The sequence below is a fragment of the Streptomyces sp. NPDC040432 genome, from assembly GCF_055595445.1.
The window spans coordinates 1-23,372 of sequence record NZ_JBVIVP010000006.1 but is presented as its reverse complement, the minus strand read 5'-3'; the positions used below and the strand labels follow the sequence as shown (position 1 = coordinate 23,372).

The 23,372-nt window shown below is 73.3% G+C and carries 15 protein-coding genes; 10 read left to right on the top strand and 5 right to left on the bottom strand.

From position 1 onward, the window contains the following. Position 1: 1 nt before the first annotated feature. The 5 genes from ACZ58N_RS15415 (at position 2) to ACZ58N_RS15395 (ending at position 11,894) form a co-directional block, all read left to right on the top strand. Complete coding sequence (locus tag ACZ58N_RS15415; protein WP_471160097.1) at positions 2 to 7,153, top strand: amino acid adenylation domain-containing protein; 7,152 nt, start codon at positions 2 to 4, stop codon at positions 7,151 to 7,153. Positions 7,154 to 7,274: 121 nt separating this feature from the next. Further along, positions 7,275 to 8,099, top strand: a complete 825-nt coding sequence (locus ACZ58N_RS15410) for a 2,3-dihydro-2,3-dihydroxybenzoate dehydrogenase (RefSeq protein WP_471159294.1) — start codon at positions 7,275 to 7,277, stop codon at positions 8,097 to 8,099. A 154-nt stretch (positions 8,100 to 8,253) separates the two neighbouring features. Continuing rightward, positions 8,254 to 9,480, top strand: a complete 1,227-nt coding sequence (locus ACZ58N_RS15405; protein WP_471159292.1) for an isochorismate synthase — start codon at positions 8,254 to 8,256, stop codon at positions 9,478 to 9,480. Then, entirely contained in the window at positions 9,477 to 11,189 is a 1,713-nt protein-coding gene (locus tag ACZ58N_RS15400) for a (2,3-dihydroxybenzoyl)adenylate synthase (protein WP_471159290.1), read from the top strand. Before ACZ58N_RS15405 ends, ACZ58N_RS15400 begins: the two co-directional genes overlap by 4 nt. A gap of 72 nt (positions 11,190 to 11,261) precedes the next feature. Further along, positions 11,262 to 11,894 carry an isochorismatase family protein gene (locus tag ACZ58N_RS15395; RefSeq protein ID WP_471159288.1) on the top strand — a complete coding sequence of 211 codons (633 nt, stop codon included), beginning with the start codon at positions 11,262 to 11,264 and terminating at the stop codon, positions 11,892 to 11,894. Here ACZ58N_RS15395 and ACZ58N_RS15390 read toward each other — a convergent pair. From ACZ58N_RS15390 to ACZ58N_RS15380, 3 genes are all read right to left on the bottom strand, one after another. Then, positions 11,855 to 13,048, bottom strand: coding sequence for a helix-turn-helix domain-containing protein (locus ACZ58N_RS15390; RefSeq protein WP_471159286.1), 1,194 nt, complete (start codon positions 13,046 to 13,048; stop codon positions 11,855 to 11,857). The genes ACZ58N_RS15395 and ACZ58N_RS15390 overlap by 40 nt on opposite strands. A gap of 275 nt (positions 13,049 to 13,323) precedes the next feature. Next, the gene (locus ACZ58N_RS15385) at positions 13,324 to 14,079 is read right to left on the bottom strand and encodes a helix-turn-helix transcriptional regulator (protein ID WP_471159283.1); all 756 of its coding nucleotides are present in this window, start codon (positions 14,077 to 14,079) and stop codon (positions 13,324 to 13,326) included. Between the two features lie 178 nt (positions 14,080 to 14,257). Beyond that, entirely contained in the window at positions 14,258 to 15,994 is a 1,737-nt protein-coding gene (locus ACZ58N_RS15380) for a carbamoyltransferase N-terminal domain-containing protein (protein WP_471159281.1), read from the bottom strand. 338 nt (positions 15,995 to 16,332) lie between these two features. Between ACZ58N_RS15380 and ACZ58N_RS15375 the strand changes: the two genes are divergently transcribed. Genes ACZ58N_RS15375 through ACZ58N_RS15365 form a run of 3 tightly spaced genes read left to right on the top strand, consistent with a single transcriptional unit; the run spans position 16,333 to position 19,444 of the window. After that, positions 16,333 to 16,848: a VOC family protein gene (locus ACZ58N_RS15375; protein WP_471159279.1), complete on the top strand. Its 516-nt coding sequence runs from the start codon at positions 16,333 to 16,335 to the stop codon at positions 16,846 to 16,848. Beyond that, a complete protein-coding gene (locus ACZ58N_RS15370) occupies positions 16,845 to 18,005 on the top strand; it encodes a zinc-dependent alcohol dehydrogenase (protein ID WP_471159277.1) in 1,161 nt (386 codons plus the stop codon). Before ACZ58N_RS15375 ends, ACZ58N_RS15370 begins: the two co-directional genes overlap by 4 nt. Continuing rightward, positions 18,002 to 19,444 carry an MFS transporter gene (locus ACZ58N_RS15365; RefSeq protein ID WP_471159274.1) on the top strand — a complete coding sequence of 481 codons (1,443 nt, stop codon included), beginning with the start codon at positions 18,002 to 18,004 and terminating at the stop codon, positions 19,442 to 19,444. Before ACZ58N_RS15370 ends, ACZ58N_RS15365 begins: the two co-directional genes overlap by 4 nt. Here the strand turns inward: ACZ58N_RS15365 and ACZ58N_RS15360 are convergent. Both ACZ58N_RS15360 and ACZ58N_RS15355 read right to left on the bottom strand, forming a co-directional pair. Continuing rightward, positions 19,434 to 20,228: an SDR family NAD(P)-dependent oxidoreductase gene (locus ACZ58N_RS15360; RefSeq protein WP_471159272.1), complete on the bottom strand. Its 795-nt coding sequence runs from the start codon at positions 20,226 to 20,228 to the stop codon at positions 19,434 to 19,436. The two genes, ACZ58N_RS15365 and ACZ58N_RS15360, sit on opposite strands and share 11 nt — an antisense overlap. Positions 20,229 to 20,277: 49 nt before the next feature. Then, a complete protein-coding gene (locus tag ACZ58N_RS15355; protein WP_471159270.1) occupies positions 20,278 to 21,609 on the bottom strand; it encodes a D-arabinono-1,4-lactone oxidase in 1,332 nt (443 codons plus the stop codon). Positions 21,610 to 21,986: 377 nt separating this feature from the next. On the opposite strand from ACZ58N_RS15355, the gene ACZ58N_RS15350 reads away from it, so the two are divergent. Together ACZ58N_RS15350 and ACZ58N_RS15345 are read left to right on the top strand one after the other, a co-directional pair. Then, positions 21,987 to 23,198 (top strand): sedoheptulose 7-phosphate cyclase, encoded by a 1,212-nt coding sequence (locus ACZ58N_RS15350; RefSeq protein WP_471159268.1) that lies wholly within the window; start codon positions 21,987 to 21,989, stop codon positions 23,196 to 23,198. 22 nt (positions 23,199 to 23,220) lie between these two features. Then, positions 23,221 to 23,372: carbamoyl-phosphate synthase domain-containing protein (locus ACZ58N_RS15345; RefSeq protein ID WP_471160095.1), on the top strand; the 152-nt coding region annotated here is incomplete at its 3' end.

Genomic DNA, 23,372 nt, shown 5'->3' with positions numbered 1-23,372 from the left:
CATGCTTCCGCTGTCCCCCTTGCAGCAGGGCATGCTGTTCCATTCCGTGTACGACAGCAGCGCCCCGGACGTGTACACCGTGCAGGTGTCGGTGTCGCTGGGCGGACCGGTCGACGCGGACCGGTTGGAGCGGGCGGCGACGGCGCTGCTGCGCCGGCACCCGAACCTGCGCGCCGGGTTCTGGTACGAGGGCGTCCCGCAGCCGGTGCAGTTCGTACCGGCCGAGGTGACCTTCGCGCTGGACCGGATCGACCTGTCCGACGACCCCTCGCCGTCCGCGGTGCGTCGGATCGAACGGGCCGAGCTGGCGCGCCGGTTCGAGCTGCACCGGCCGCCGCTGCTCCGCCTGGCGCTGGCCCGGCTGGGACACGACGACCACCGGCTGGTGATCACCGTCCACCACATCCTGGTCGACGGCTGGTCGATGCCGCTGCTGGTGGCCGATCTGCTCGCGCTGTACGACCGCGACGGCGACCCGGCCGGGTTGGCCCCCGTCCGTCCGTACCGCGACTACCTGAAGTGGCTCAAGCAGCAGGACACCGGCGCCGCCGAGGCCGCTTGGCGCTCGGCCCTGACGGGGGTGGACGGGGCCACGCTGGTGGCGCCGGCCGACCCGGCGCGGACGGCCGTGCGACCCGGTGTGCACCGGCTGGAGCTGAGCGAGGCGGCGACGGCGCGACTGACGGCGACGGCCCGCAGGCTGGGCACCACGCCGAGCACCGTGATCCAGGCGGCGTGGGGTCTGCTGCTCGGCTCGTTGACGGGGCGGCAGGACGTGGTGTTCGGGCTGACGGTGGCCGGTCGGCCCGAGGAGATACCGGGCGTCGAGTCGATGGTGGGTCTGTTCATCACCACCGTCCCGGTGCGTTTCGCGGCGCGCCCCGGAGAGGGCGTCGCCCAGGTGCTGCGCCGGTTCCGGGACGAGCAGAACGGGCTGCTGGCCCACCACCACCTGGGCCTGCGGCTGATCCAGAAGCAGGCCGGCGGCGGCGAGCTGTTCGACACGCTGGTCGTCATCGAGAACTATCCGGTGGATCCGGCGGCCCGGCCCGCGCTCGCCGACGGGGTGCGGGTGACGGGCGTCGAGGCCCGTGACGGCACCCACTACCCGCTGACCCTGGCGGTGTCCCTGGACGAACGGGCCGAACTGGCCCTGGAATACCGCCCCGACCTGCTCACCGGGCGCGCCGTGACGGTCATCGCCGAACGGTTCGCGGACCTGCTGGAGCAGGTGGCGGCCGATCCGGAGCTGCCGATCGGCGCCCTGGACCTGCTGACGCCCGCCGAGCGGACCGAGCTGGTGGCCGGTTGGCACGGTGCCGTGCGGGACGTGCCCGCGGGAACGGTCGCCGACCGGTTCGCGGAGCAGGCCGCGGCCACGCCGGACGCCTGTGCGGTCGTGGCCGGGGAGCGGCGGTTGACGTTCGCCGAGCTCGACGAGCGAGCCGGCCGGCTGGCCGCGCTGCTCGCCGCGCGGGGAGCGGGGCCCGATACGGTGGTCGCGCTGGCCGTGCCCCGGTCGGTGGACTCGGCGGTGGCCGTCCTCGCGGTGCTGCGGGCGGGGGCCGCCTATCTGCCGCTGGACCTGGACTACCCGGCGGACCGGCTCGCGTTGATGCTCGGTGACGCGCGTCCGCTGTGCGTGGTGACGACCCGGGACGCGCTGGGGCTGCTGCCCGACGGGGACGGACCGGACCGGATCGTCCTCGACTCGCCGGACGCCGAGCGTGAACTCGACTCGTACGCGTCCGACTTCCCGGTGGTCGCGGTCGACGCGGCGCACCCCGCCTACGTGATCTACACGTCGGGTTCGACGGGTGTGCCCAAGGGCGTCGTCCTGACGCACGGCGGTCTGTCCAACCTGTACGCGAACCACCTGGCCGACATCCTCGGACCGGTGGTCGCGGCGGCCGGCGGCCGGCGGCTGCGTGCCCTGCACACCGCCTCGTTCAGCTTCGACACGTCCTGGGAGCAGCTGTTCTGGCTGATAGCGGGCCACGAGCTGCACATTCTGGACGAAGTGGGCCGCAGGGACGCCGAGTTCACCGTCGGGTACGTCCGTGCGCAGCGGATCGACGCCATGGACGTGACGCCGACCCACGCGCAGGCACTGCTGGAGTGGGGGCTGCTGGCCGCGGACCGGCACCGGCCGGGTCTGCTGCTGCTGGGCGGTGAGGCGGTACCGGAGTCGGTGTGGAGCGAGGTGCGGTCGGCGCCCGGCGTGATGTCCGTCAACCTGTACGGGCCCACCGAGTACACGGTGGACGCCCTCGCCGCCGACCTGTCCGTGTCGGACACGGCGGTGGTGGGCCGGCCCATCGGCAACACCGCGGCGTACGTCCTCGACGGGGCGCTGCGGCCGGTCCCGGCGGGGACCCCCGGTGAGCTGTACCTGGCCGGTCACGGCATCGCCCGTGGTTACCTGGGCAGACCGGCGTTGACCTCGGAGCGGTTCACGGCCGATCCGTACGGGCCGGCCGGTGGCCGGATGTACCGGACGGGCGACCTGGTGCGATTGCGGCCGGACGGGGAGCTGGAGTTCCTCGGTCGGGCCGACGACCAGGTCAAGATCCGCGGGTTCCGCATCGAGCTGGGCGAGGTGGAGGCGGAGCTGAGCGCCCTGGACGGGGTGGCCGGCGCCGCCGCCGTGGTCCGGGAGGACACCCCGGGTGTGAAGCGCCTGGTGGGTTACGTCACCGGTGACGTCGATCCGGTGGAGGCGCGGGAGCGGCTGGCGGCGCGGCTGCCGGACTACCTGGTGCCGGCGGCGGTGGTGGTCCTGGAGGCCCTGCCGGTGAACGTCAGCGGCAAGCTGGACCGGGCGGCGCTGCCCGCCCCGGCGCTCGGTGGGGCGGCCCTGTCGCGGGCGCCGCGCACGCCGGCCGAGGAGCAGCTGTGCGCGGTGTTCGCCGAGGTCCTGGGGCTGGAGGCGGCCGGTGTCGACGACGACTTCTTCGCGTTGGGCGGTGACAGCATCGTCTCGATCCGGTTGGTGGCGCGGGCCCGCAAGGACGGCCTCGTCCTGACCCCCCGGGACGTCTTCGAGCACCGTACGCCCGCCCGGCTGGCGGGTTCGGCGGGGACCGCCGGGCAGCCGGCGGTGGAACTGCCGCTCGCGGACGGGCCGCTGGTGGAGCTGACCGCGGAGCAGCGTGCCGTGCTCGACGGGGTGTTCCCGTCGGGTGAGGAGGTGCTGCCGCTGGCCCCACTGCAGGAGGGCCTGTACTTCCACGCGGTGTACGACGACCACGCGCTGGACGTGTACCTGATGCAGAACTTCGTCGAGCTGCGGCACGCGGTCGACGAGGGGGCGCTGCGGACGGCGTTCGAGACGATGCTGGGACGGCACCCGCACCTGCGGTCGGGCTTCTGGCACGAGGGCCTGCCGGGCCCGGTCCAGGTCGTGCCCGGGGAGTGGGAGCTGCCCTGGCGGGTCGTGGACCACACCGGGCTTGACCGGGACGGGCAGGACGCGGCGCTGCGCGAGTTCTCCCTGGCCGACGCGGCCACCCGCTTCGACCTGGCGGCGCCGCCGCTGATGCGGGTGACGCTGCTGCGGTTCGCCGAGGACCGGTGGATGCTGTGCGTGACGCAGCACCACATCCTGACGGACGGCTGGTCGGAGTCGCTGTTCTTCGAGGAGTTGTTCGCGCTGTACGGGGCGCGGGGCGCGGCGGAGGAGGAGGCCGCGCCGGTGACCCCGTACCGGGAGTACCTGCGGTGGCTGGCGGCCGTGGACACGGACGCCTCGGTGGGGGCGTGGCGGGCGCACCTGTCGGGTCTGGAGCAGGGCACCCTGGTGGCGCCCGCCGACCCGGCGCGGACGCCGGTGACGGCGGAGGTCGTGGACCTGTCCCTGGACGAGGCGACGAGCGACCGGCTGCGGGCCTTCGCCCGGGGCGCCGGCGTCACCCTCAACACGGTGCTGAGCACGGCCTGGGCGATGGCGCTCTCCGGGATGACGGGCCGCGACGACGTGGTGTTCGGCGCCACCGTCTCGGGCCGTCCCGCGGACCTGCCGGGCGTGGACCGCATGATCGGCATGTTCATGAACACGCTGCCGTTCCGGGTGGCGCTGCGGCCGGGCGAGCGGCTGCGGGACCTGCTGGTGCGGGTCCAGGGCGAGCACGCCGCGCTGTTGCCGCACCACTACGTGGGGCTGGGTCCGGTGCAGCGGGACACGGGCATCGGGCAGCTCTTCGACACCCTGTACGTGTTCCGGAACACGCCGCTGGACGACGCGGCCCGCGAGGCGGCCGTCGCGGAGCACCAGATCGGCTGGACGCACAGCGTGGACGGCACCCACTATCCGCTGACCCTGGCGGTCACGCCGGGCCGGTCGCTGGAACTGACCCTGGCCTACCGCCCCGACCTGTACGACGAGGAGACCGCGCGCGGCCTGGCCGGGAGGCTGGGACTGCTCGTGGAGCAGTTGGCCGACGGCGGGGCGCTGCCGGTGGGCCGGCTGGCCACGCTGACGCCCGAGGAGCGGGCCGCGGAACTGGCCCGCGGTGACGAGTCGGGCCGGCCGGTGCCGGACACCACCGTGATCGACCTGTTCGCGGAGCAGGCGGCGCGCACCCCGCACGAGACGGCGCTGGTCTTCGAGGGCGAGCGGCTGACGTACGCGGAGCTCGACGGTCGGGCCAACCGGCTGGCGCGCGCCCTGGTGGCGCGGGGGGCCGGGCCGGAGCGGGTGGTGGCCCTGGGGCTGCCGCGCTCGGCGGACTTCGTCGTCGCGCTGTTCGCCGTACTGAAGACGGGGGCGGCGTACCTGCCGCTGGACCTCGACCACCCGGTGGACCGGCTGGCGACGATGGTCGCCGACGCGGGCCCGCTGTGCCTGCTGACGACGGCTCCGGTGGCGGACCGGGTGCCGGTCGTCGAAGGGGTGCCCGCGCTGGCACTGGACGACCCCGCGACCGGGGCCGAACTGGCCGCGCTGTCCCCGGCCGGATTGTCCGAGGAGGAGCTGACGGGACGCAGGGACGGCCGGCACCCGGCGTACGTCATCTACACCTCCGGTTCCACCGGCCGCCCCAAGGGCGTCGTGGTGCCCTACGCGGGTCTGACGAACATGCTGCTCAACCACCGGGAGCGGATCTTCTCGCCGGCCGCCCGGCTCGCGGGGGCGCGTCGGATGAGGGTGGCGCATACGGTGTCGTTCGCCTTCGACATGTCGTGGGAGGAGTTCTTCTGGCTGGTCGACGGGCACGAGGTGCACGTGATCGGCGAGGAGCTGCGGCTGGACCCGGCGGAGCTGACGGCGCACTACGACCGGGTGGGCATCGACGTGGTGAACGTGACCCCGTCGTACGGGCAGCAGCTCATCGAGGCCGGTCTGCTGGACGCGGACCGGCACCGGCCCGCGCTGTTCCTGCTGGGCGGTGAGGCGGTGCCCGATTCGCTGTGGGACCGGCTCCGCCGCACGGAGGGCACCATGGGCTACAACCTGTACGGTCCCACCGAGTACACGATCAACGCCCTCGGCGCGGACGTCGCCGACAGCGACACCTCGTGCGTGGGCAGCCCGATCCACAACACCCGCGCCTACGTGTTGGACGGTGCGCTGCGGCCGGTCCCGGCCGGGGTGTCGGGGGAGCTGTACCTGGCGGGTGCCGGGCTGGCGCGCGGATACTTCGGACGGCCGGCGCTGACGGCGGAGCGGTTCGTCGCCGACCCGTTCGGCGAGCCGGGCACGCTGATGTACCGGACCGGTGACCTGGTGCGGCGGCGGCCCGACGACCGGCTCGACTACCTGGGCCGGACCGACGACCAGGTGAAGATCCGGGGCTTCCGGATCGAGCTCGGCGAGATCGAGTCGGCGGTGTCGGACCTGGTGGGCGTGTCGGCGGCCGCCGTCGCCGTCCACACGGGGGCGTCCGGGGTGAAGCGCCTGGTCGCCTACACGGTGCCCACCGCGTCGGGATCGACCGATCCGGTGCGACTGCGCGCCGAACTGTCCTCCTCGTTGCCGGAGTTCATGGTCCCCTCGGCCTTCGTCGAGCTGGCGGCGCTGCCGCTGACGGTGAACGGCAAGGTGGATCGGGCGGCGCTGCCCGCACCGGACTTCGGGGACGCCGGCGGCCGTCCGCCCAAGGACGCGCGGGAGGAGCTGATCGCCGCCGCGTTCGCGGAGGTGTTGGGTCTGGAGCGGGTCGGCGCGGAGGACAACTTCTTCGAGCTGGGCGGGCATTCGCTGCTCGCGATGCGGCTGGTCGGCCGGATCCGCGCGGAGCTCGGCATCCCGATCCAGGTGGCCACGGTCATGTCCGCACCGACGGTGGCGGACATCGCCTCCCGGATCGGTGACGACGCCCGCCGCGACGCGCTGCGGGTGCTGATGCCGCTGCGCGAACGCGGCACGGCAGCCCCGCTGTTCTGCTTCCACCCGGCCTCCGGGTTCAGCTGGCAGTACACCGGTCTGCTGCGCCACCTGGACGCGGACCGGCCGGTGTACGGCCTGCAGTCACCGGGCCTGTCGGGGCCGCAGCCGGACGTCACGGACGTGGTCGGGCTGGCCGAGCTGTACCTGGCGGAGATCAGGGCCGTCCAGCCGCAGGGCCCGTACCACTTCCTCGGGTACTCCTTCGGCGGGACGGTGGCACAGACGCTGGCCGCGCTGCTCCAGGAACGCGGTGAGGAGGTCGCCTTCCTCGGGCTGCTCGACGCCTACCCGCCGGAGACCGACGACTGGGCGTACGTCGACGAGCCCGGCTGGCAGGAGCGGCTGGAGCGGGAGGAGAGCGGATTCCTGCTGTCGGTGGCCGGCGTGTCACCGGACGCGGCACGCGGAGCCGACGGTTCCGCGCCGGACCGGTCCGAAGCCATCCGGGCGATCCGTGACAGCCAGGGCCTGCTGGCCGGCTTCGACGAGGCGCTGCTCGACTCGATCGTCGCCACCAACATGCACTGCGTACGGCTGCTCTCGCGCAGCCGGACCCGGCGATACCGCGGTGACGTCCTGTTCGTGACGGCCGGCCGCAGCACCCCGGCCGCCGAGGCGCCGGGCCGGGTGTGGCCGCCCTACCTGGACGGCCGCGTCGACGAGCACGTCCTGGACTGCGAGCACGACGAGCTGATGTCGCCCACGGCCCTGGACCGGATCGGTCCGCTCGTGGCCCGGGCGCTGAACGGCTCCGGGCCCGCCTAGCCCCCGCCCCGCCGGCGGTTCCGGCCGGCCTGCTCGGACGGCCGGACCGCCGGCGGGTGCGGGCACTCCCCCGCCCTTCCCTTCATCGTTCCCCTTCACCTCATCCCAGGAGGATGGATCCATGTCCGCTGCCACATCGACCGGCCGGTCCCGGCTCGACGGACGGGTCGCGCTGGTCACCGGCGCCGCGCGGGGCATCGGCGAGGCCGTGGCCCGTACCCTGGCCGGCCTCGGCGCCGAGGTCGCCGCGACGGACCTGCTCACCGATCGTCTCAAGGAACTCTTCGACGGCACCGACCGGGACGCGCCGGCCCCCGGCGGGGAGCGTGCGGGCCGCGTGCACGCGTACCCGCTGGACGTCACCGACCGCGAGGCGGTCGACCTGACCGTCGCCCGGGTCGAGCGGGAGCTCGGACCGGTGGACATCCTGGTCAACGTCGCCGGGGTGCTGCGCACGGCGCCCGCCGCCGAACTCACCGACGAGGACTGGGCGCGCACCTTCGCGGTGAACGCCACCGGCGTCTTCCACACCACCCGGGCCGTCGTCGCCTCGATGGCCGGGCGCGGCGGCGGCAGCATCGTCACCGTCGCCTCCAACGCCGCCGGCATCCCGCGCTCGCACATGGCCGCGTACGCCGCTTCCAAGGCGGCCTCCGTGATGTTCACGAAGTGCGTGGGGCTGGAGTACGCGGGCAGCGGGGTGCGGTGCAACTCGGTGTGTCCCGGCTCCACCGACACCCCGATGCAGCGCGCCCTGTGGACCGACGCGGACGCCCCCCGGCGGGTCATCGAGGGGGACCTCGCCAGCTACCGCACGGGCATCCCGCTGGGGCGGATCGCCGATCCCCAGGACATCGCCGACTCGGTCGCCTTCCTCTGCTCCGACCTGGCCCGGCACATCACCATGCAGGACCTCTACGTCGACGGCGGCGCCACCCTGCGCTGACCGCCGGCCCGCGCCGACGGCTCGCCCCTCACCGACACACCGCACCGCCCCGCACCCCGACACACCCCCGTTCCCGCCACCACCGGCCGGGCCGCGCACCGCGCGCCGGCCGGTCCGCGGGCCCCTCACCACCCTTCCCCGAACAGGAGTCACCGTGCCGACGGTCCACCCAACCGCCAGCCCCACCGCAGCCGGCGTTCCCGCCCACCCCTCGGTGGGCGCCGCCACCAGCCTCCTCGACGCCTACCGGCCCGGGCAGCGCTTCCTCGCCACCCCGACCCGCACCCTGCTCGCCGAGGGCGTGCACGCCGAGGTGCCCGACGACGGACGGCCCCTGCCCGAGCGGGTCCGTTCCGCCGTGGCCCGGGCCGCGGGCAGCGGGCACGTCCGCCCCCTGGTGATGGGGAGCATCCCCTTCGCGCCGGACGCGCCCGCCGCCCTCGTCGTACCGCAGTCCGTGTCGGAGGGCCCGCCGCTCGTCGCCGACCCGCTCATCGCGCTGCCGCCCGAGCCCGCCTCCGGCGCCCGGTGGACGGTGACCCCCGTACCGGCACCCGAGGTGTACGGCAAGGGCGTCGAGGACGCCGTCCGGCGGATGCGCGCCGGCGAGTTCGACAAGGTGGTCCTCGCCCGCTCCCTGGAGTTGGCCTCCGACGCGCCCCTCGACCTGCCCGCCATGCTCCAGCGGTTGGCCCGCCGCGACCCGGGCGCCTACAACTTCGCCCTGCCGACCGGCGACGGCCGCACCCTCGTCGGCGCCAGCCCGGAGCTCCTCGTGTCCCGTCGCGGCGAACGCCTCGTCGCCAATCCGCTGGCCGGATCTACTCCGCGCAGCGCCGATCTGGCGGAGGACGTCAGCCGGGCCGCCGCCCTGCTGCGGTCCGCCAAGGACCTCCACGAGCACGCCGTCGTGGTCGACGCCATGCGCCGGGCACTGGCCCCGTACACGACCGACCTGGTGGTGCCCGAGCGGCCCACCCTGATCCGTACCGCGGCCATGTGGCACCTCTCCACCACCATCACGGGGACCGTGGCGCACCCCGACCTGACGGCGCTGGAGCTGGCTTCCGCGCTCCACCCCACCCCGGCCGTCTGCGGCACCCCCACCGACGTCGCGCGCCGGGTCATCGGTGAGACCGAGGGGTTCGACCGCGGGTTCTTCACCGGGATGATCGGTTGGCAGGACGCCGCCGGCGACGGCGAGTGGGTCGTCACCATCCGTTGCGCGGAGGCGGAGGAGGCCGGTGGTCCGGGCGGCGGCGGACGGTTGAGGCTGTACGCCGGGGCGGGCATCGTCGCCGATTCGAGGCCCGACGAGGAGACCGCGGAGACCGCGGCGAAGTTCCGCACGTTCCTTCAGGCCGTGGGGGTCGCGCTGTGAGCACCGAGGCGACCGAGGCCACCGGGGCGCTCGAAGCGGCCGCGAGGACCGAACCCACTGGGGCGGCCGCGGGAGCCGAGGCTCCGGGGTGGCCCGCCGCGTTCGCCGACCGCTACCGGGCGGCCGGTTGGTGGCGCGGGGAGACCTTCGGCGGCATGCTCGCCGACCGCGCCGCCGCGCACCCCGACCGGGTCGCGGTCGTCGACCCGCAGGGCGGCCCCGACGGAGGTCGACGCGCCTGGACGTACGCCGAACTGGACGTCCGGGCCCACCGGATGGCCGCCGGGCTCGCGGCGCGGGGCATCGGCGCCGGCGACAAGGTCGTGGTCCAGCTCCCCAACCACGCCGAGTTCTTCGAGGTGGTCTTCGCGCTGTTCCGCCTCGGGGCGCTGCCCGTCTTCGCCCTGCCCGCCCACCGCAGGTCCGAGATCGGCTACTTCTGTTCCTTCACCGGGGCCGTCGCCTACGTGATCCCCTCCGTGCACGCCGGCTTCGACTACCGCGAGTTGGCGGCCGAGGTGCGCGAGGACGCACCGGGGCTGCGTCACGTGTTCGTCGCCGACGGGGAGCCCGGGGCGTTCACCGCCCTGGCCGACGTGCCCGTGGAGCCGGGTCCGGACTTCCCGGCGCACCGGCCCGGACCGCAGGACCTGGCGTTCCTCCAGTTGTCGGGCGGCAGTACCGGGGTGCCCAAGCTGATCCCGCGCACGCACGACGACTACATCTACTCCCTGCGCGGCTCCAACGAACTCTGCGGGGTGAACGCGGACTCCGTGTACCTCGTGGCCCTGCCGGCCGCGCACAACTTCCCGCTCTCCTCCCCCGGTTCGTTGGGCGCGCTGTACGCGGGCGGGCGCGTGGTGCTCGCGCCGCAGCCCGTGCCCGACGTGGCGTTCCCCCTCATCGAGGCGGAGGGGGTCACCATCACCGGTCTCGTCCCGCCGCTGGCCCTGCTGTGGACGGACGCCGCCGGGCGCGCCGAGCACGACCTGAGCAGCCTGGAGGTGCTCCTCGTCGGCGGCGCCAAGTTCAGCGAGGAGGCGGCGCGGCGGGTGCGGCCCGCCCTCGGCTGCACGCTCCAGCAGGTGTTCGGCATGGCGGAGGGCCTGGTGAACTACACCCGGCTCGACGATCCCGAGGAAGTGATCGTCACCACCCAGGGCCGGCCCATCTCCGCCGACGACGAGATCCTGATCGTCGACGACGAGGACCGCCCGGTCCCGGAGGGCGACGTCGGCCACCTGCTCACGCGCGGCCCGTACACGATCCGCGGCTACTGGAACGCCCCCGAACACAACGCCCGTTCGTTCACCGCCGACGGCTTCTACCGCACCGGCGACCTCGTGCGGGCCACCCCGACCGGCCATCTGGTCGTCGAGGGGCGGGCGAAGGACCAGATCAACCGGGGCGGGGAGAAGATCGCCGCGGAGGAGGTGGAGAACCACCTGCTCGCCCACCCGGCCGTGCACGACGCCAATGTGGTCGCCGAACCCGACCCCTACCTGGGCGAGCGGACCTGCGCGTACGTGATCCCGCGCGCGGACGCCGAACCCGTCACGGGCACCGCGCTGCGCCGGTTCGTACGGGAACGCGGGCTGGCGGCGTACAAGGTGCCCGACCGGGTCGTGTTCGTGACCGCCTTCCCCACGACCGGCGTCGGCAAGATCTCCAAGAAGGACCTGCGCACCGGCGCGCCCACCGGCTCCTGAGCCACCCGGCCCCCACACCCCCCTGCCCGACCCGCCCCGACCGCTCCCCCGCACACCGAACGGAACTCCCCCATGGCCCTGCCCGCCGTCACCCCCTACCCGATGCCCACCGCCGCCGAGCTGCCCGCGAACCGGGTGGACTGGAAGCCGGACCCGCGGCGTTCGGTCCTGCTGGTCCACGACCTGCAGAACTACTTCATGTCCGCCTACGACACCACCCAGGAGCCCGTCACCGGACTGCTCCGCCAGGTGTCCCGGTTGCGCGAGGACGCCGCCCGGGCGGGTGTCCCGGTGTTCTACACCGCCCAGCCGGGGGGCCAGAGCCCGCAGGAGCGGGGCCTCCAGCAGGACTTCTGGGGCCCCGGCCTGCCCGCCGACCCCGAGGCGGAGGCCATCGTCCCGGCCGTCGCCCCCGGTCCCGGGGACACGGTGCTGACGAAGTGGAAGTACAGCGCGTTCGTCCGTACCGACCTGCTGGAGCGGATGCGCGCCCTCGGCCGGGACCAGCTGGTGATCACCGGGGTGTACGCGCACATCGGCGTCATGATGACGGCCTGCGACGCCTGGATGCAGGACGTCCAGGCGTTCGTGGTGGCCGACGCGGTCGCGGACTTCTCGGCCGCCGAGCACCGGATGGCGCTGGAGTGGGCCGCGGGCCGCTGCGCCTACGTGACGACGGCCGACGGGGTTTCCACGGCCTGGTGACGGCGCCGGCCGGGCTCGCCGGTGCGGCGGGCCCGCTGGTCGTCGAGTCCTTCCCCGATCATCCGGTCGTCGGCCGGCCTTGACCGCCCGCCCCTCGGGGGGACCGGATCCTGGTCGGTGCGGAGTCGCCCGGCGCGGCGCAGGGTTCCCGGGGTGGTGCCGTACCAGCGGTGGACGGCGCGGCGCAGGGCGCGGGCGTCGGCGTAGCCGCTGCGGGTGGCGACCGTGTCGAGGGTCAGGTCGGTGTCGTGGAGCAGGTGGGCGATGTGGTCCCGGCGCACGGCCTCGACCTCGGCGCTCCAGGTGGTGCCGTGTTCGTCGAGCCGGCGTTGGAGGGTGCGGGTGCTGACGGTCATGCGCCGCGCGACGTCGGCCAGGGTAGGTGCGGTCTCGTCGCGGACGGGGACGAGGGCGGCGCGGAAGAGGTCCAGCCAGTCGCGAAGGGGTACGGCCGAGGCGAGGGTGCGGTCGGCGTGGGTGCGCAGGACGTCCGAAAGGCCCGGCTGGGCGTGCGGGTTCGGGGCCGACAGGTCGGAGGCGAGGAACGTGATCGAGCTGACCGGGGCCTCGAACTCGATGGCGCGGGTCCCGTACATCCGGGTCAGGGCGTCGTGCCGGCGGGGCGCCTCGGCGGCCAACGCCACGTGGACTGGGACGAGGTCGCGGCGGGCGGCTTCGCCGAGGCGTCGCCGGTACACGCCCAGTGCGTACGAGCGGACCGCGCACGCCGCCGGGTGGGACAGGTCCGACTCGTTGATGTGGCTGAGGGTGATCCGGTCGCCGTCCTCGGTGAGCCGGAGGCCGTCCGTGCGGGTGTCGACGACGGTGGACAGGTAGGCCGACGCGTCCCGGATGCCTTCGAGGGGGGTGGACGCGGAGGTGATCAGGTAGTCCCAGACACCGAGGGTGCCGATGTCCGACTGTTGTGCCATCAGCAGGGACGCCTCGGTCCAGTGGGCACGGCCCGTCGTCAGTTCCAGGACACGGATGGTCGAGGCGGCGGGGGTGCGGCAGGCGTCGTCGTCGAGGTGCTCGCTCGCCAGACCGAGCAGGTGCGCGTAGCTGTGCCCGGGGACGCCGACCATGCGTGCCGCTTTGACGTTCAGTCGGGTGAGGGCGGACGAGGTCGTCCCGTGATGTGCGTCTGAAACCACGAGGGCTGAGCATAGACCAGCGGGATTCGGCCAGTTCGAGCCGGAGGGCGGCTTCCGCCCGACCCCGTCGGGGCGCGGCCGGTCCCCCCGTGGCGCGCGCGGCCCTCCTGCCGGCGCGCGCGGTCCTCACCCGGAGGCCTTCGGGGTCCTAGCGTGGGGGTCGTTCGGAACGGCGGCGCCCGACGGAGCAGGACGGTGCCGCGGGGTCCGGTGAGGTGGATGGCGACGGTCCTGCCGTACGGGGGTCGGACGGACCGCGCCATTGCCCACGGCCTTCAGGAGGACTGGCGGGTGTACGAGCCCGGCGTCTCACCGAAGTAGCGGCGGAAGGCCGCGATGTAGCCGTTGACGCTGGTGAAGCCCACCCGGGTGGCCACGTTGCCCACCAGGAGCCCCTGGTCCAGCAGTTCCAGCGAATGGTTGAGCCGCAGCCGGGTCCGCCACTCCGAGAAGGCCAGTCCGGTCTCCTCCCGGAAGGAACGGCGCAGGCTGGTCGAGCTCGTGTAGCAGTCCCGCGCCCATTCGGTGGCGGTGCGCGGGTCGTTGGGCCGGCGGGCCAGTTCCCGGGCGACGGCGACGGCGGCGCGGCTGACGGGCTGGGGCAGGGGCAGGGAGTCCGGATGGCCGCCGCTCAGCGCCGCGAAGACGACCGGATCGTCGGCGACGGGATCGGAGCTGCGCATCCGGGCCAGCAACAGTGTCCGTTGGGGGCCGGTGACGTTGATGACGGCGGGCCCCGAGTAGGGCAGGTGGTGCGCCTCGGGGTCGAAGGACTCGACGATGATGAGGGAGTCCGGTTCGAAGCGGGCGCTGTGCCACACCCCGGCGGGGATCCACAGGGCGACCGACGGGTCGAGTTGGTGCTCGTGCCGGTCGATGGTGACCTCGATGCGGCCCATGGGCACGTAGAGGAACTGGTGGAATTCGTGGACGTGCAGGGGATGGCCGCCCCCCGCGATGAAGTCGTCGTCCACCGCGGTCGTGGGCGTCCGACCCGCGACGGGATCGCCGAGCAGAGCGGTTGTGGCCACGGGCCTACCTCCACAGCACTGAAGCGCCCGGCCGGTCCGGGACTCCCGGGGACCATGGCCCGCCCCCTGGTCACGGGCGGGCCGGGCTCCACACCGAGCCACCCCCGGAAGTAAGGCTACCCTAAGTTCACGGTTCCGCGTGGAGGTGGGAACCGGCCGGCAGCGGGGCGGTGGGGCGTCAGCCGGAGAACGGCGCCCGCTCGGCCCTGGTGTACAGGACTCCGTCGCACCAGATGTGATCGAGCCGTCCCCACCGCGCCGCCGTCGCCACGTCGGGGAAGAACCCGCGTCCGTTCATGTTGGCGCTCGTGTTGCACAGCACGGGAATTCCGGTGAGCCGCTCGTACGCGGTCAGCACCTTGGAGACGGGTGTTCCGGCGTCGGAGTCCACCGTCTGGAGGCGGGCGGTCCCGTCCAGGTGGACGACGGCCGGAACCCGGTCCGCCCACTCCGGTCGGATCCTGTGCTCGAACAGCATGTACGGGTCGGGGGTGCCCGGCGAGAAGACCTCCGCCGCCCGCTCCGTCAGACAGATCGGGGCGACCGGACGATATCCCGCCCTGCCCTTCACCTCGTTGAGGCGGTCCCGCGTACGGACGTCCGTCGCCGGCGCCAGGAGGCTGCGCCCGCCCAGGGCGCGGGGGCCGATCTCCGCCCGCCCGGCGAGGAAGACGACCGGTTCGCCCTCCGTCGCGAGGAACCGCGCGAGCCGCGCCTCGTCGCACGGGTCGGCCCGCCAGCCGTCCGGCGCCGCTCCGGGCGCCGTCAGTCGCGGGCCGCTGTACACGTCCCAGTCGAGCCGGGTGTGCCCTCCCTCGGCGAACATCGCGCAGGCCGCGGCCCCGATGGCCGCGCCGGAGTCGTTGGGGAAGGGCGGAGCCCAGACCTCGGCGAAGAGGCCGGAGGCGCGCAGCTTGCTGTTCCACTTGATGTTCAGGGCGCAGCCGCCCGCCAGGGCGAGGTTGGGCCGGGAGCCGGGGAAGTGCTTGCGCACCTGGACGGCCACCTCGTCGAGGATTTTCTTCCCCAGGTAGGACTGCAAGGTCGCGATGATGTCGGCGCTGGTCATCCCGGGGAAGAGCGCGGCCCGTTCGGCGACGAGCCGCTCCCTGATCCGCAGGACCTGCGTGACGAGGGCGACCGCGTCGTTCGACGGGGTGATGCCCGAGAGGAGCTCGTCGAAGGTGCCGAACGCTCCTTCGTCGACCGTGCCCAGGGCCGCGTAGGCCATCGCCTTGCCGGCGACCGAGAGGATGCCGAGCTGGACGTCCGGGTCGTTCGGATCCTCCACGATCAGGGAGGCGTTCTTGATCTCGAACGGCTCCAGGGCGGAGCAGAGGATCGAGAACATGTGCCCCGAGAACGGCAGGATCACGGCGACCCGGGTGACCTTCGGCGGGTTCGGTGTCACGTGGTAGAGCCGGCTGGTGGCTCCGCCGTCCCAGGTCAGGACGAGGGCGTCCTCACCACGGGCGGCGAACGGACCGGCGCAGTACGAACCGAGGACGTGCCCGACGGAGTGGTGGTAGCTGGAGTATCCGTCGGTACTCGACGAGAAGGAGTGGCCCGTGAGGTGGCGGCGCAGGAGCGGATCCTCGCCGGGGGAACCCGCCGGGACCATCTCGTCGGCGTACGAGGCCACCGGAAGGTGGAGCGTGCAGCCGCCGTCCCTGACGGGCACTTCGGCGCGGCCCGTGGCGGGGTCCTCGAACCAGCCGTCCACGACGAACCGGTCGACATCGGCGAGATCGACTCCTTCGCCGGTCAGGATCTCCTCGACGCGCGCCAGGTCGTCCAGCGGGCTGTAGCGCGGCCTATTGCCTATCTTTTCCATTTCGACGCTGAATGCGAGGCGGTTTCCGTCGATGACGGCGACCCCGCCGTCATGAGTCATCTTGATTCCACAGATCAGCATGGATCTCTCTCTTTGCGTGGTGAACGGGGAACCGTTGATCCGTCGATCGAAACGCCTCGTGGCGTCACCGGCGAAATCACCGTAGGTGCGACCCCGCGACCGCGGTTCCTCCAACCGGTGGAGAGACGGAAGGACAGGACCGGGCCGGGCGGCGACCGTCGGGAACACCCGGACGACCGGTCCGTCTCCTCCGTCCGTGGGGCCGAAGGGACGACGCGGCCGGTGCCGGAGCGGCCTAGTGTCCTGACACGCCCCCGGCGCTGTCGGCAGAAACCCCCTGTGCGCACAGCCCGCTCGTCGCCGTATGCCGTACGGCTTGCAGGAAAGGACCACGGACCGTGCCAGAACGCATCCACCACATCGGATTCCTCGTGGCCGATCTCGAAGCATCGATCACCCGATGGGAAAAGGCCACCGGCTACGAATTCAGCGAGATCGGCCGCTACCGCACCGACACCTACGTCGATGACAGCGCACCGGATCCGCACCCGCACGACGCGCGCATATCCTTCTCCAAGGAGGGCCCGCCCCATATCGAACTCATGGAATTCCACGGGGAGGGAACGCATTCCGCCGCGCAGGGCGAAGGAATTCACCACCTGGGGTTCATGGACCATCCCGACGTGGAGGGACGCCGGCGGGAACTGGCGGGAGCCGGCATGCGCTGCAACGGGATCGCCCTGGACGAGCACGGGCGGACGCTGCTCTGGTTCACCGACAAGGACGACCTGCACGGCGTACGTCTGGAGTTCGTCAGCCCCGTCCCGCAGCCCATCGTCATGGACGACGGCGGTACGGCACACCGCGACGCCCGCGGCTTCCCCGCCCTGTGGCCCGCCGAGCCGCCCGCATGACCGGCCCGGCGGGACCGGGGGAACGCACGGGGGCCAACGTCTGGGTCGACCGCGGCGTCCTGGAGTGGACGTGGCTGCCCGTGCCGGATCCGCCGCCGGGCGGCCTCCTGCTGGAGGTCACGGCCAACGGGATCTGCGGCACCGACGTCCACTTCCTGGGCAGGCGGCCGACCGCGCCGCTCGTCCTCGGCCACGAGATCGTCGGCCGGATCCTGGCCTTCGGGACGGGACACCCCGGCACCGACGCCGACGGCCTGCCCCTGCGGACCGGGGACCGGGTCGCCCTCTTCCCCTGGCTGCCCTGCGGGCGCTGCTGGGGCTGTCGACGCTTCGGCCCCGGTGCCACGACCTGCACGGACGCCTTCGTCTACGGGATCCCGCCCGAGGCCATCGGCCTGCCGCCCGGCGCCGCCGGGCAGGGGCCGCCGGCCCTCACGGGCGGTTTCGGCGACCACCTCGCCGTCCGGGCCGGGACGTACCTGTGGAAGGTCCCGGACGGCGTCGAAGACCCGGTCGCCTCCCTGCTCGACCCCCTCGCCGTGGCCGTCCGCTCGGTCACTGTCGCCCGCACGGCGACCGGTACCTGGGACGAGGTGCTCACCGCGGACTCCACCGCCGTGGTCCTCGGACTGGGCGCCGTCGGCCTGCTGACCGGGCTCGTCCTGCGGCGGGCGGGCGTGGGCACCGTCATCGGGTCGGGATCCCGGCCCTCGCGGCTGGCCGCGGCGCGCGACCTCGGATTCGACACCGTCATCGACACGGAGGCCCTCGACCCGGCGGAACGCCGCAGGATCGTCCTCGACGCCACCCACGGCCGCGGCGCCGACCTGGTGGTGGACGCCGCGTCGGGACCGGCAGCCTTCGCCGAGGCGATGTCGCTGGTACGGCGGCTCGGTACCGTCGTCGAGGTGGGCAACATCGTCTCGGACGGGACGACGGTGCCCCTCGATCCGGCCGCCGACGTGTGCCAGCGCAACGTGCGCCTGCTGGGCGTGAGCTTCAACCCGCCCCGCTCGTACGCCGAGGCGATGGCGCTGCTCTCCCGCCCGGATGCGCCGCTCGACCGCCTGATCACCCGCACCCACCCCCGGAAACGGGCCGGCGAGGCGCTGCGCGCCCTGTCCGGTGACGCGGTCAAGCTGGTGCTCACCCCGTGAACGGGCCCGCCGCCGTCCGCGGCACCCGCCGCCCCGCCGTCCGTGCCCGCCGGACCGCACGGGAGGACGTGCGCCCGGCGCCGGCTCACCGGCGTGCGCAGCGCCGTACGCTCGCGGTCGCCGTGTGCGCCGGCGCGCTGATCGGCGTGTCCATCTCCACCATGAACGAGAGCCTCACCGTCATCGCCTCGGAGTTCGGCCTGTCACCGCTCCACCAGGGGGTGGTGGTCAGCGCCCTGCTCGTGGGGGCGCTCATGGGCAGCCTGGCCTCCGGCGTGCTCACCGGTCGCCTCGGCAGGCGCCGCATCCTGCTCCTGGCCGGGGCCCTCGGCTCGCTGTCCGCCGTGCTGTGCGCCGTCGCCCCGAACGCGGCGGTGCTCACCGGCGGGCGGTTCCTCATCGGCCTGGCCATGGGGGTGGCATCGGCCGTGGGACCCGTACTGGTGGCGGACCTCGCGGCGACGCGCAGTCGCGGGTCCCTCGTCACGGCGTACCAGGTCTCGATCGCGGTCGCCATGCTGGCCGCCCTCGCCCTCGGCCTGGGGCCCATGGGCCACGGTGGTTGGCGCGTGCTGTTCGCCGTGAACGCGCTGCCCTGCGTCGCCCTGTGCCTGGCGGCCCTGCGGGTCCCCGAAGCCCCGGGGGACCTCGTGGCGCGAGGACGGACACCGCAGGCGTTGGCCGTCCTGCGGGCCACCCGCGGGCCCGAGGAGGCGGAGGCGGAGATCTCCGTACTGTCCCGCGCGCGCCGGACACCGCACCGGTCCGTCCTGCGGTGTGCGACGGACCCCGTACTGCGCCGTCCCCTGGCCATCGCGGTCGGGGCGGCGCTGATGAACCCGATCGTCGGCATCGGGGCCGTCGTCTACTACTCGACCCTCGTGTTCTCCTCGGCCGGTCTGCCGGGCGCGACCGGGGCGAGGACCGCCAGCCTGACGGTCGGCGTCGTCAACGTGCTCATGTCCTTCGTGGCGCTGGCCCTGATCAGGCGCCACGGACGACGGCCGCTGCTTTCGGCGGGGCTGTCCGGGATGGTCGTGGCGCTGGGGGCCGCCGCCTGCTTCCAGCTGGTGGGCGGGGCCGCTGCCGGAGCCCTGACCGTCGCCGCCGTGCTCGGTTACATCGCCTGTTACGCCTTCTCCGCCGGCCCGCTGAGCTGGGTGCTGTTCGCGGACGTGCTCCCCCCGGAGCTGCGGGCCGGGGTGTCGGGCGGAGCGCTGGCGGGGACCTGGGCGGTGAACCTCACGGTCGCGCTCGTGTTCCCGGTGGTCGTCGGCACCCCGGCGGCGCCCGGCCGGCTCGCGGGAGCCTTCGTGTTCTTCGCGGTGATCACCCTGCTGATCCTGGCCCTGTTCCGCCGGTACGTACCGGAGACGAAGGACCGGAGCCCGGCGGAGCTGCGGGCCCTCCTCGACGCGTCCGGGCCCGTCAGGGAATGAGGGCCGGTATCACTCCGCCGTCCACCCGCAGGGCGGCACCCGTGGTCGCCGAGCCGGCGTCCGATCCGAGGTGGTGGATCATCGCGGCGACTTCGGAGGGCAGGATGAAACGGCGGAGCAGTGACGTGGGCCGGTGCTGCTCGAAGAAGCGGGCCTCGGCCTCTTCGAAGGAGAGCCCCGGGTAGGCGTCGGCCACGACCCGTTCGGCTCCCGGGGTCCGCGTCGGGCCGGGCAGAACGGAGTTGACGGTGACGCCGCTGCCCGCCACCTCCAGGGCGAAACCACGGGAGACCGCGAGCTGAGCCGTCTTCGACATCCCGTAGTGGATCATCTCCTTGGGTGTGAGGACGGCGCACTCGCTGCTGACGAAGACCACCCTCCCCCAACCCCGGTCCACCATCGCGGGTGCGTAGTGGCGGGTGAGGCGGACCCCGGCGAGGACGTTGACCTCGAAGACCCGCCGCCACTGCGCGTCGCTGATCTCGAACGCCGGGACCTCGTCGAAGACACCGGCGTTGTTGACGAGGACGTCGACGTCGGGCGCGGCACGGCAGACGGCCGCCGCGCCCTCGTCGGCCGCGACGTCGCCCGGAGCCGCGACGACCCGACCGGACGCCACCCCCGCGAGGCGGGCCACGCGGGCCGCTGCCGCCTCCGTACCCTCGGGGAACCGGCCGTTGACGAAAACGGTGTGTCCGTCCCGGGCGAAGGCGACGGCCACGGCCTCCCCGATTCCGGAGGTCGATCCCGTGACCAGTACGCGCCGGTGTCCTTCGATGACCATGACTGCTCCTCGCGTGAGGGAGGGTGGGTGGGGAGGGAGGGGCGCCGGATCAGCCGGCCTGAGGGCCGCCGCGCGGGAAGCAACGGTCGGTGAAGTCGTTGTCGAACGTTCCCGTCGGGTCCCAGCGGTCGCGCAGGTTCACGAAGTCCGCCCAGCGGGGGTAGGACCGGGCGAGCACCGCCGGATCCGTGCGGAAGAGCTTGCCCCAGTGGGGACGGGCGTCGTACGGGGCGAGGACCCGTTCGACCTCGGGAAGGACCCGGGCGACCGCCTCGGGGTCGTTGCGCCAGGTGAAGTGGACGGCGAGGCCGGCGCGCCCGGAACCGGGCCCGAGCCAGCAGTCGTCGCCGGCCAGCGTGCGCAGTTCGGAGAGCCGCAGGACCGGCCGGAGCTCGGCCCGCAGTGATCCGACCGCTTCGAGGGCCTGCCGCGCGCGGGTGAGCGGGACGAAGTACTCCGACTGGAGCTCGTCACCGGATCCGGCCAGGGCTCCGGGCCGGAAGTGGGGCAGTCGCCGGTGGGAGGGCCCGGGCCGGCCACACTGTTCGGTGCAGTCGCGCGGTGACAGCCCGGCCAGCGGATGCCGGTCCCGGGAAGCGGGCACCGCGCCGGTCCATGCGAGGTCGGGCCGCGGATCGTCGGTCCGCCGCTTGATCCAGACGGTGTGGTCGCGCCCCCAGTCGGTGAACACGCTCACGCTGTACGCGGCGCCGGTGATCTCCGCGAAGTGCGCGACGAGCGCCTCCCAGGAGAGCCCTTCCCACACGTACTGCTCCACGTCGAAGGCGGGCACCAGCCCGAGGGTCACGTGGGTCACCACGCCGAGCGCGCCCAGGGAAAGGGCCGCTCCACCCGCTTCCGGGGCTTCGGCCGGGACCGTGACCAGGGAACCGTCGGCGGTCACGATCTCGGTCTCGACGACGCCCGACGCGATGCACGCGTTGCCGTTGCCGGAACCGTGCGTCCCGGTGGCGCAGGCTCCCGCCACGGAGACGTGCGGGAGCGAGGCGAGGTTGGGCAGGGCGAGTCCGTACCGGTGGAGCCGGGGGTTGAGGTCGGTGAAGCTCATGCCGGCGCTGACGCGCACCGTCCGGCGCCGCGTGTCCACGTCCGCCACGGGTGGCAGACGGTCGAGCGCGATGAGGGTACCGGGGGTGTCGGCGACACGGCTGAACGAGTACGCGCCCCCCACGGCACGGCACCGACGGCTGTCGGCGACGAGGCGCCGCAGCGCGCTCACGCTGGGTGGGCGGCGGACGTCGCGGGCGGCGAAGACGACGTTGCCGGCCCAGTTGGCGGCCGGTGGCCGGGACCCCTCCACGCCGTCGCCGGGGCGTGTGCGTGAGGACGGGGGGCCCGTCCTGGGCTCGGTGGCGGTCATGGGGTCCTCTCCCGTAGGGCCGGTTCCTGCGTCGCGTGCGTCGCGGGGAACGGTGCGTCGCGTGCATCCGTGCGTCGCGTGCATCCGCGCGGAGGTTTTCGAGCCTAGGGAGACCCGGCCGGGCCCCGCCCCGTCCGGTCGGACGACGACGCGGACGACGCGGCCGAGGGGGATCGCGGAGCCGGCGGGGACGGCGGGAACGGAGGGGACTACGGGAACTGCGGGGACTGCGGGAAAACCCGGGCAGCCGCCCGACTGTCGTTCCCCGGTTGGTCCGATCGACCGACAGCACGGCATCCGCGCGCACCACAGACTCGCGTCCAGACGTGACGGAGACGGCCACCAGAGGCCCCCTCCCCCACAGGATGGAGCGCACCATGACCGAGCCGTACCGCTGGACGATGCATGCGACAAGGCGCTACGACTACGAGGTCGTCGAAACCACCGACCTGTTCGACCCGGGCAATCCGGAACTGGCGAGGCTGCCGGACAGCAGCGGAAGCTGCGGGGGGACCCGCCTCGTGGTGATGGACGAGACCGTCGACGAGATCTACGGGCGGCGGATCCGCCACTACTTCACGCGGGCCGGAGCCGCCGTCGAGTACCTGACGCTGCCGGGCGGGGACACCCACAAGACCTTCGAGCAGGTGCTCCGCGTCGCGTCCCGGCTCACCGCCATCGGAACGAACCGGCGTGGTACTCCGCCGATAGCCATCGGCGGCGGGGTGGTCCAGGACGTCGTGGGGATGGCCGCCAGTCTGTACCGGCGGGGAATCCCGTACGTCCGGGTGCCCACCACCCTGCTCTGCCAGATCGACGGCAGCGTTTCCGCCAAGACGGGCGTGAACTACGAGGGTTGTCGCAACCGCCTCGGCACGTTCGCACCCCCTCCGCTCACGCTGATCGACCGGGGCCTGATCGCCTCGGTACCCGCCCGCCAGGTACGCAGCGGGCTCGGTGAGGCGCTCAAGATGGCGTTGATCAAGGACGCGGAGCTGTTCGGTCTGCTGGAGGAGTACGGTCCCACGCTGGTCGCCGAACGGCTCCAGGACTCGGGGCCCGACACCCGGGCGCCCAAGCCGGGCCGCAGCACGATGCATCGGGCGATCGCGGGGATGGCCGAGGAGTTGCAGAAGAACCTGTGGGAAACCGATCTGAAGCGGATCGTCGACTACGGACACACCTTCTCGCCGATCGTCGAGATGAACGCCCGGCCGGAGTTGTACCACGGCGAGGCCGTGGCGATGGATTGCGTGTTCAGCGCGGTCCTGGCCCACCATCGCGGGCGGCTTCGACTGCGCGATCTGGAGCGGATCGTGGACACCGTCAGGCGGATCGGACTGGCGCCGTCCCACCACATGTTCGGCGACCCCGCGGTGATGCGGCAGGCGCTGGCCGACACCATGCGCCATCGCGACAACCACCAGTACCTGACGCTGCTGACGGGCATCGGTCGCACGGAGTTCGTCGACGACGTCACCGAGGCGGAGATCGAGGACGCCGCACGGGTCATGGCCGCACTCGACCGCGACCCCGCCGCCCGACTCGCCGACGTGTGCACGTCCCCGCGCGTCGGAATGGCCGCCTGAAGCCGACGGAAGGCGCACTGTGATGTCCCCGCCCGTCCTCAATCCTCGCGTGCCGCACCCGCCCCGCGCTCCCGCCGTTCTCGTCCTGGAGGACGGTCGGATCTTCCGCGGCCGTGCCTACGGCGCTGTGGGGGAGACCTTCGGCGAGGCCGTGTTCTCCACCGGGATGACCGG

Bases quoted from the DNA above. Each gene is read 5' to 3' on its own strand.
- ACZ58N_RS15415 (WP_471160097.1), top strand. From the start codon at position 2: ATGCTTCCGCTGTCCCCCTTGCAGCAGGGCATGCTGTTCCATTCCGTG.
- ACZ58N_RS15410 (WP_471159294.1), top strand. From the start codon at position 7,275: ATGTCCGCTGCCACATCGACCGGCCGGTCCCGGCTCGACGGACGGGTC.
- ACZ58N_RS15395 (WP_471159288.1), top strand. From the start codon at position 11,262: ATGGCCCTGCCCGCCGTCACCCCCTACCCGATGCCCACCGCCGCCGAG.
- ACZ58N_RS15380 (WP_471159281.1), bottom strand. From the start codon at position 15,994: ATGCTGATCTGTGGAATCAAGATGACTCATGACGGCGGGGTCGCCGTC.
- ACZ58N_RS15370 (WP_471159277.1), top strand. From the start codon at position 16,845: ATGACCGGCCCGGCGGGACCGGGGGAACGCACGGGGGCCAACGTCTGG.
- ACZ58N_RS15360 (WP_471159272.1), bottom strand. From the start codon at position 20,228: ATGGTCATCGAAGGACACCGGCGCGTACTGGTCACGGGATCGACCTCC.
- ACZ58N_RS15355 (WP_471159270.1), bottom strand. From the start codon at position 21,609: ATGACCGCCACCGAGCCCAGGACGGGCCCCCCGTCCTCACGCACACGC.
- ACZ58N_RS15350 (WP_471159268.1), top strand. From the start codon at position 21,987: ATGACCGAGCCGTACCGCTGGACGATGCATGCGACAAGGCGCTACGAC.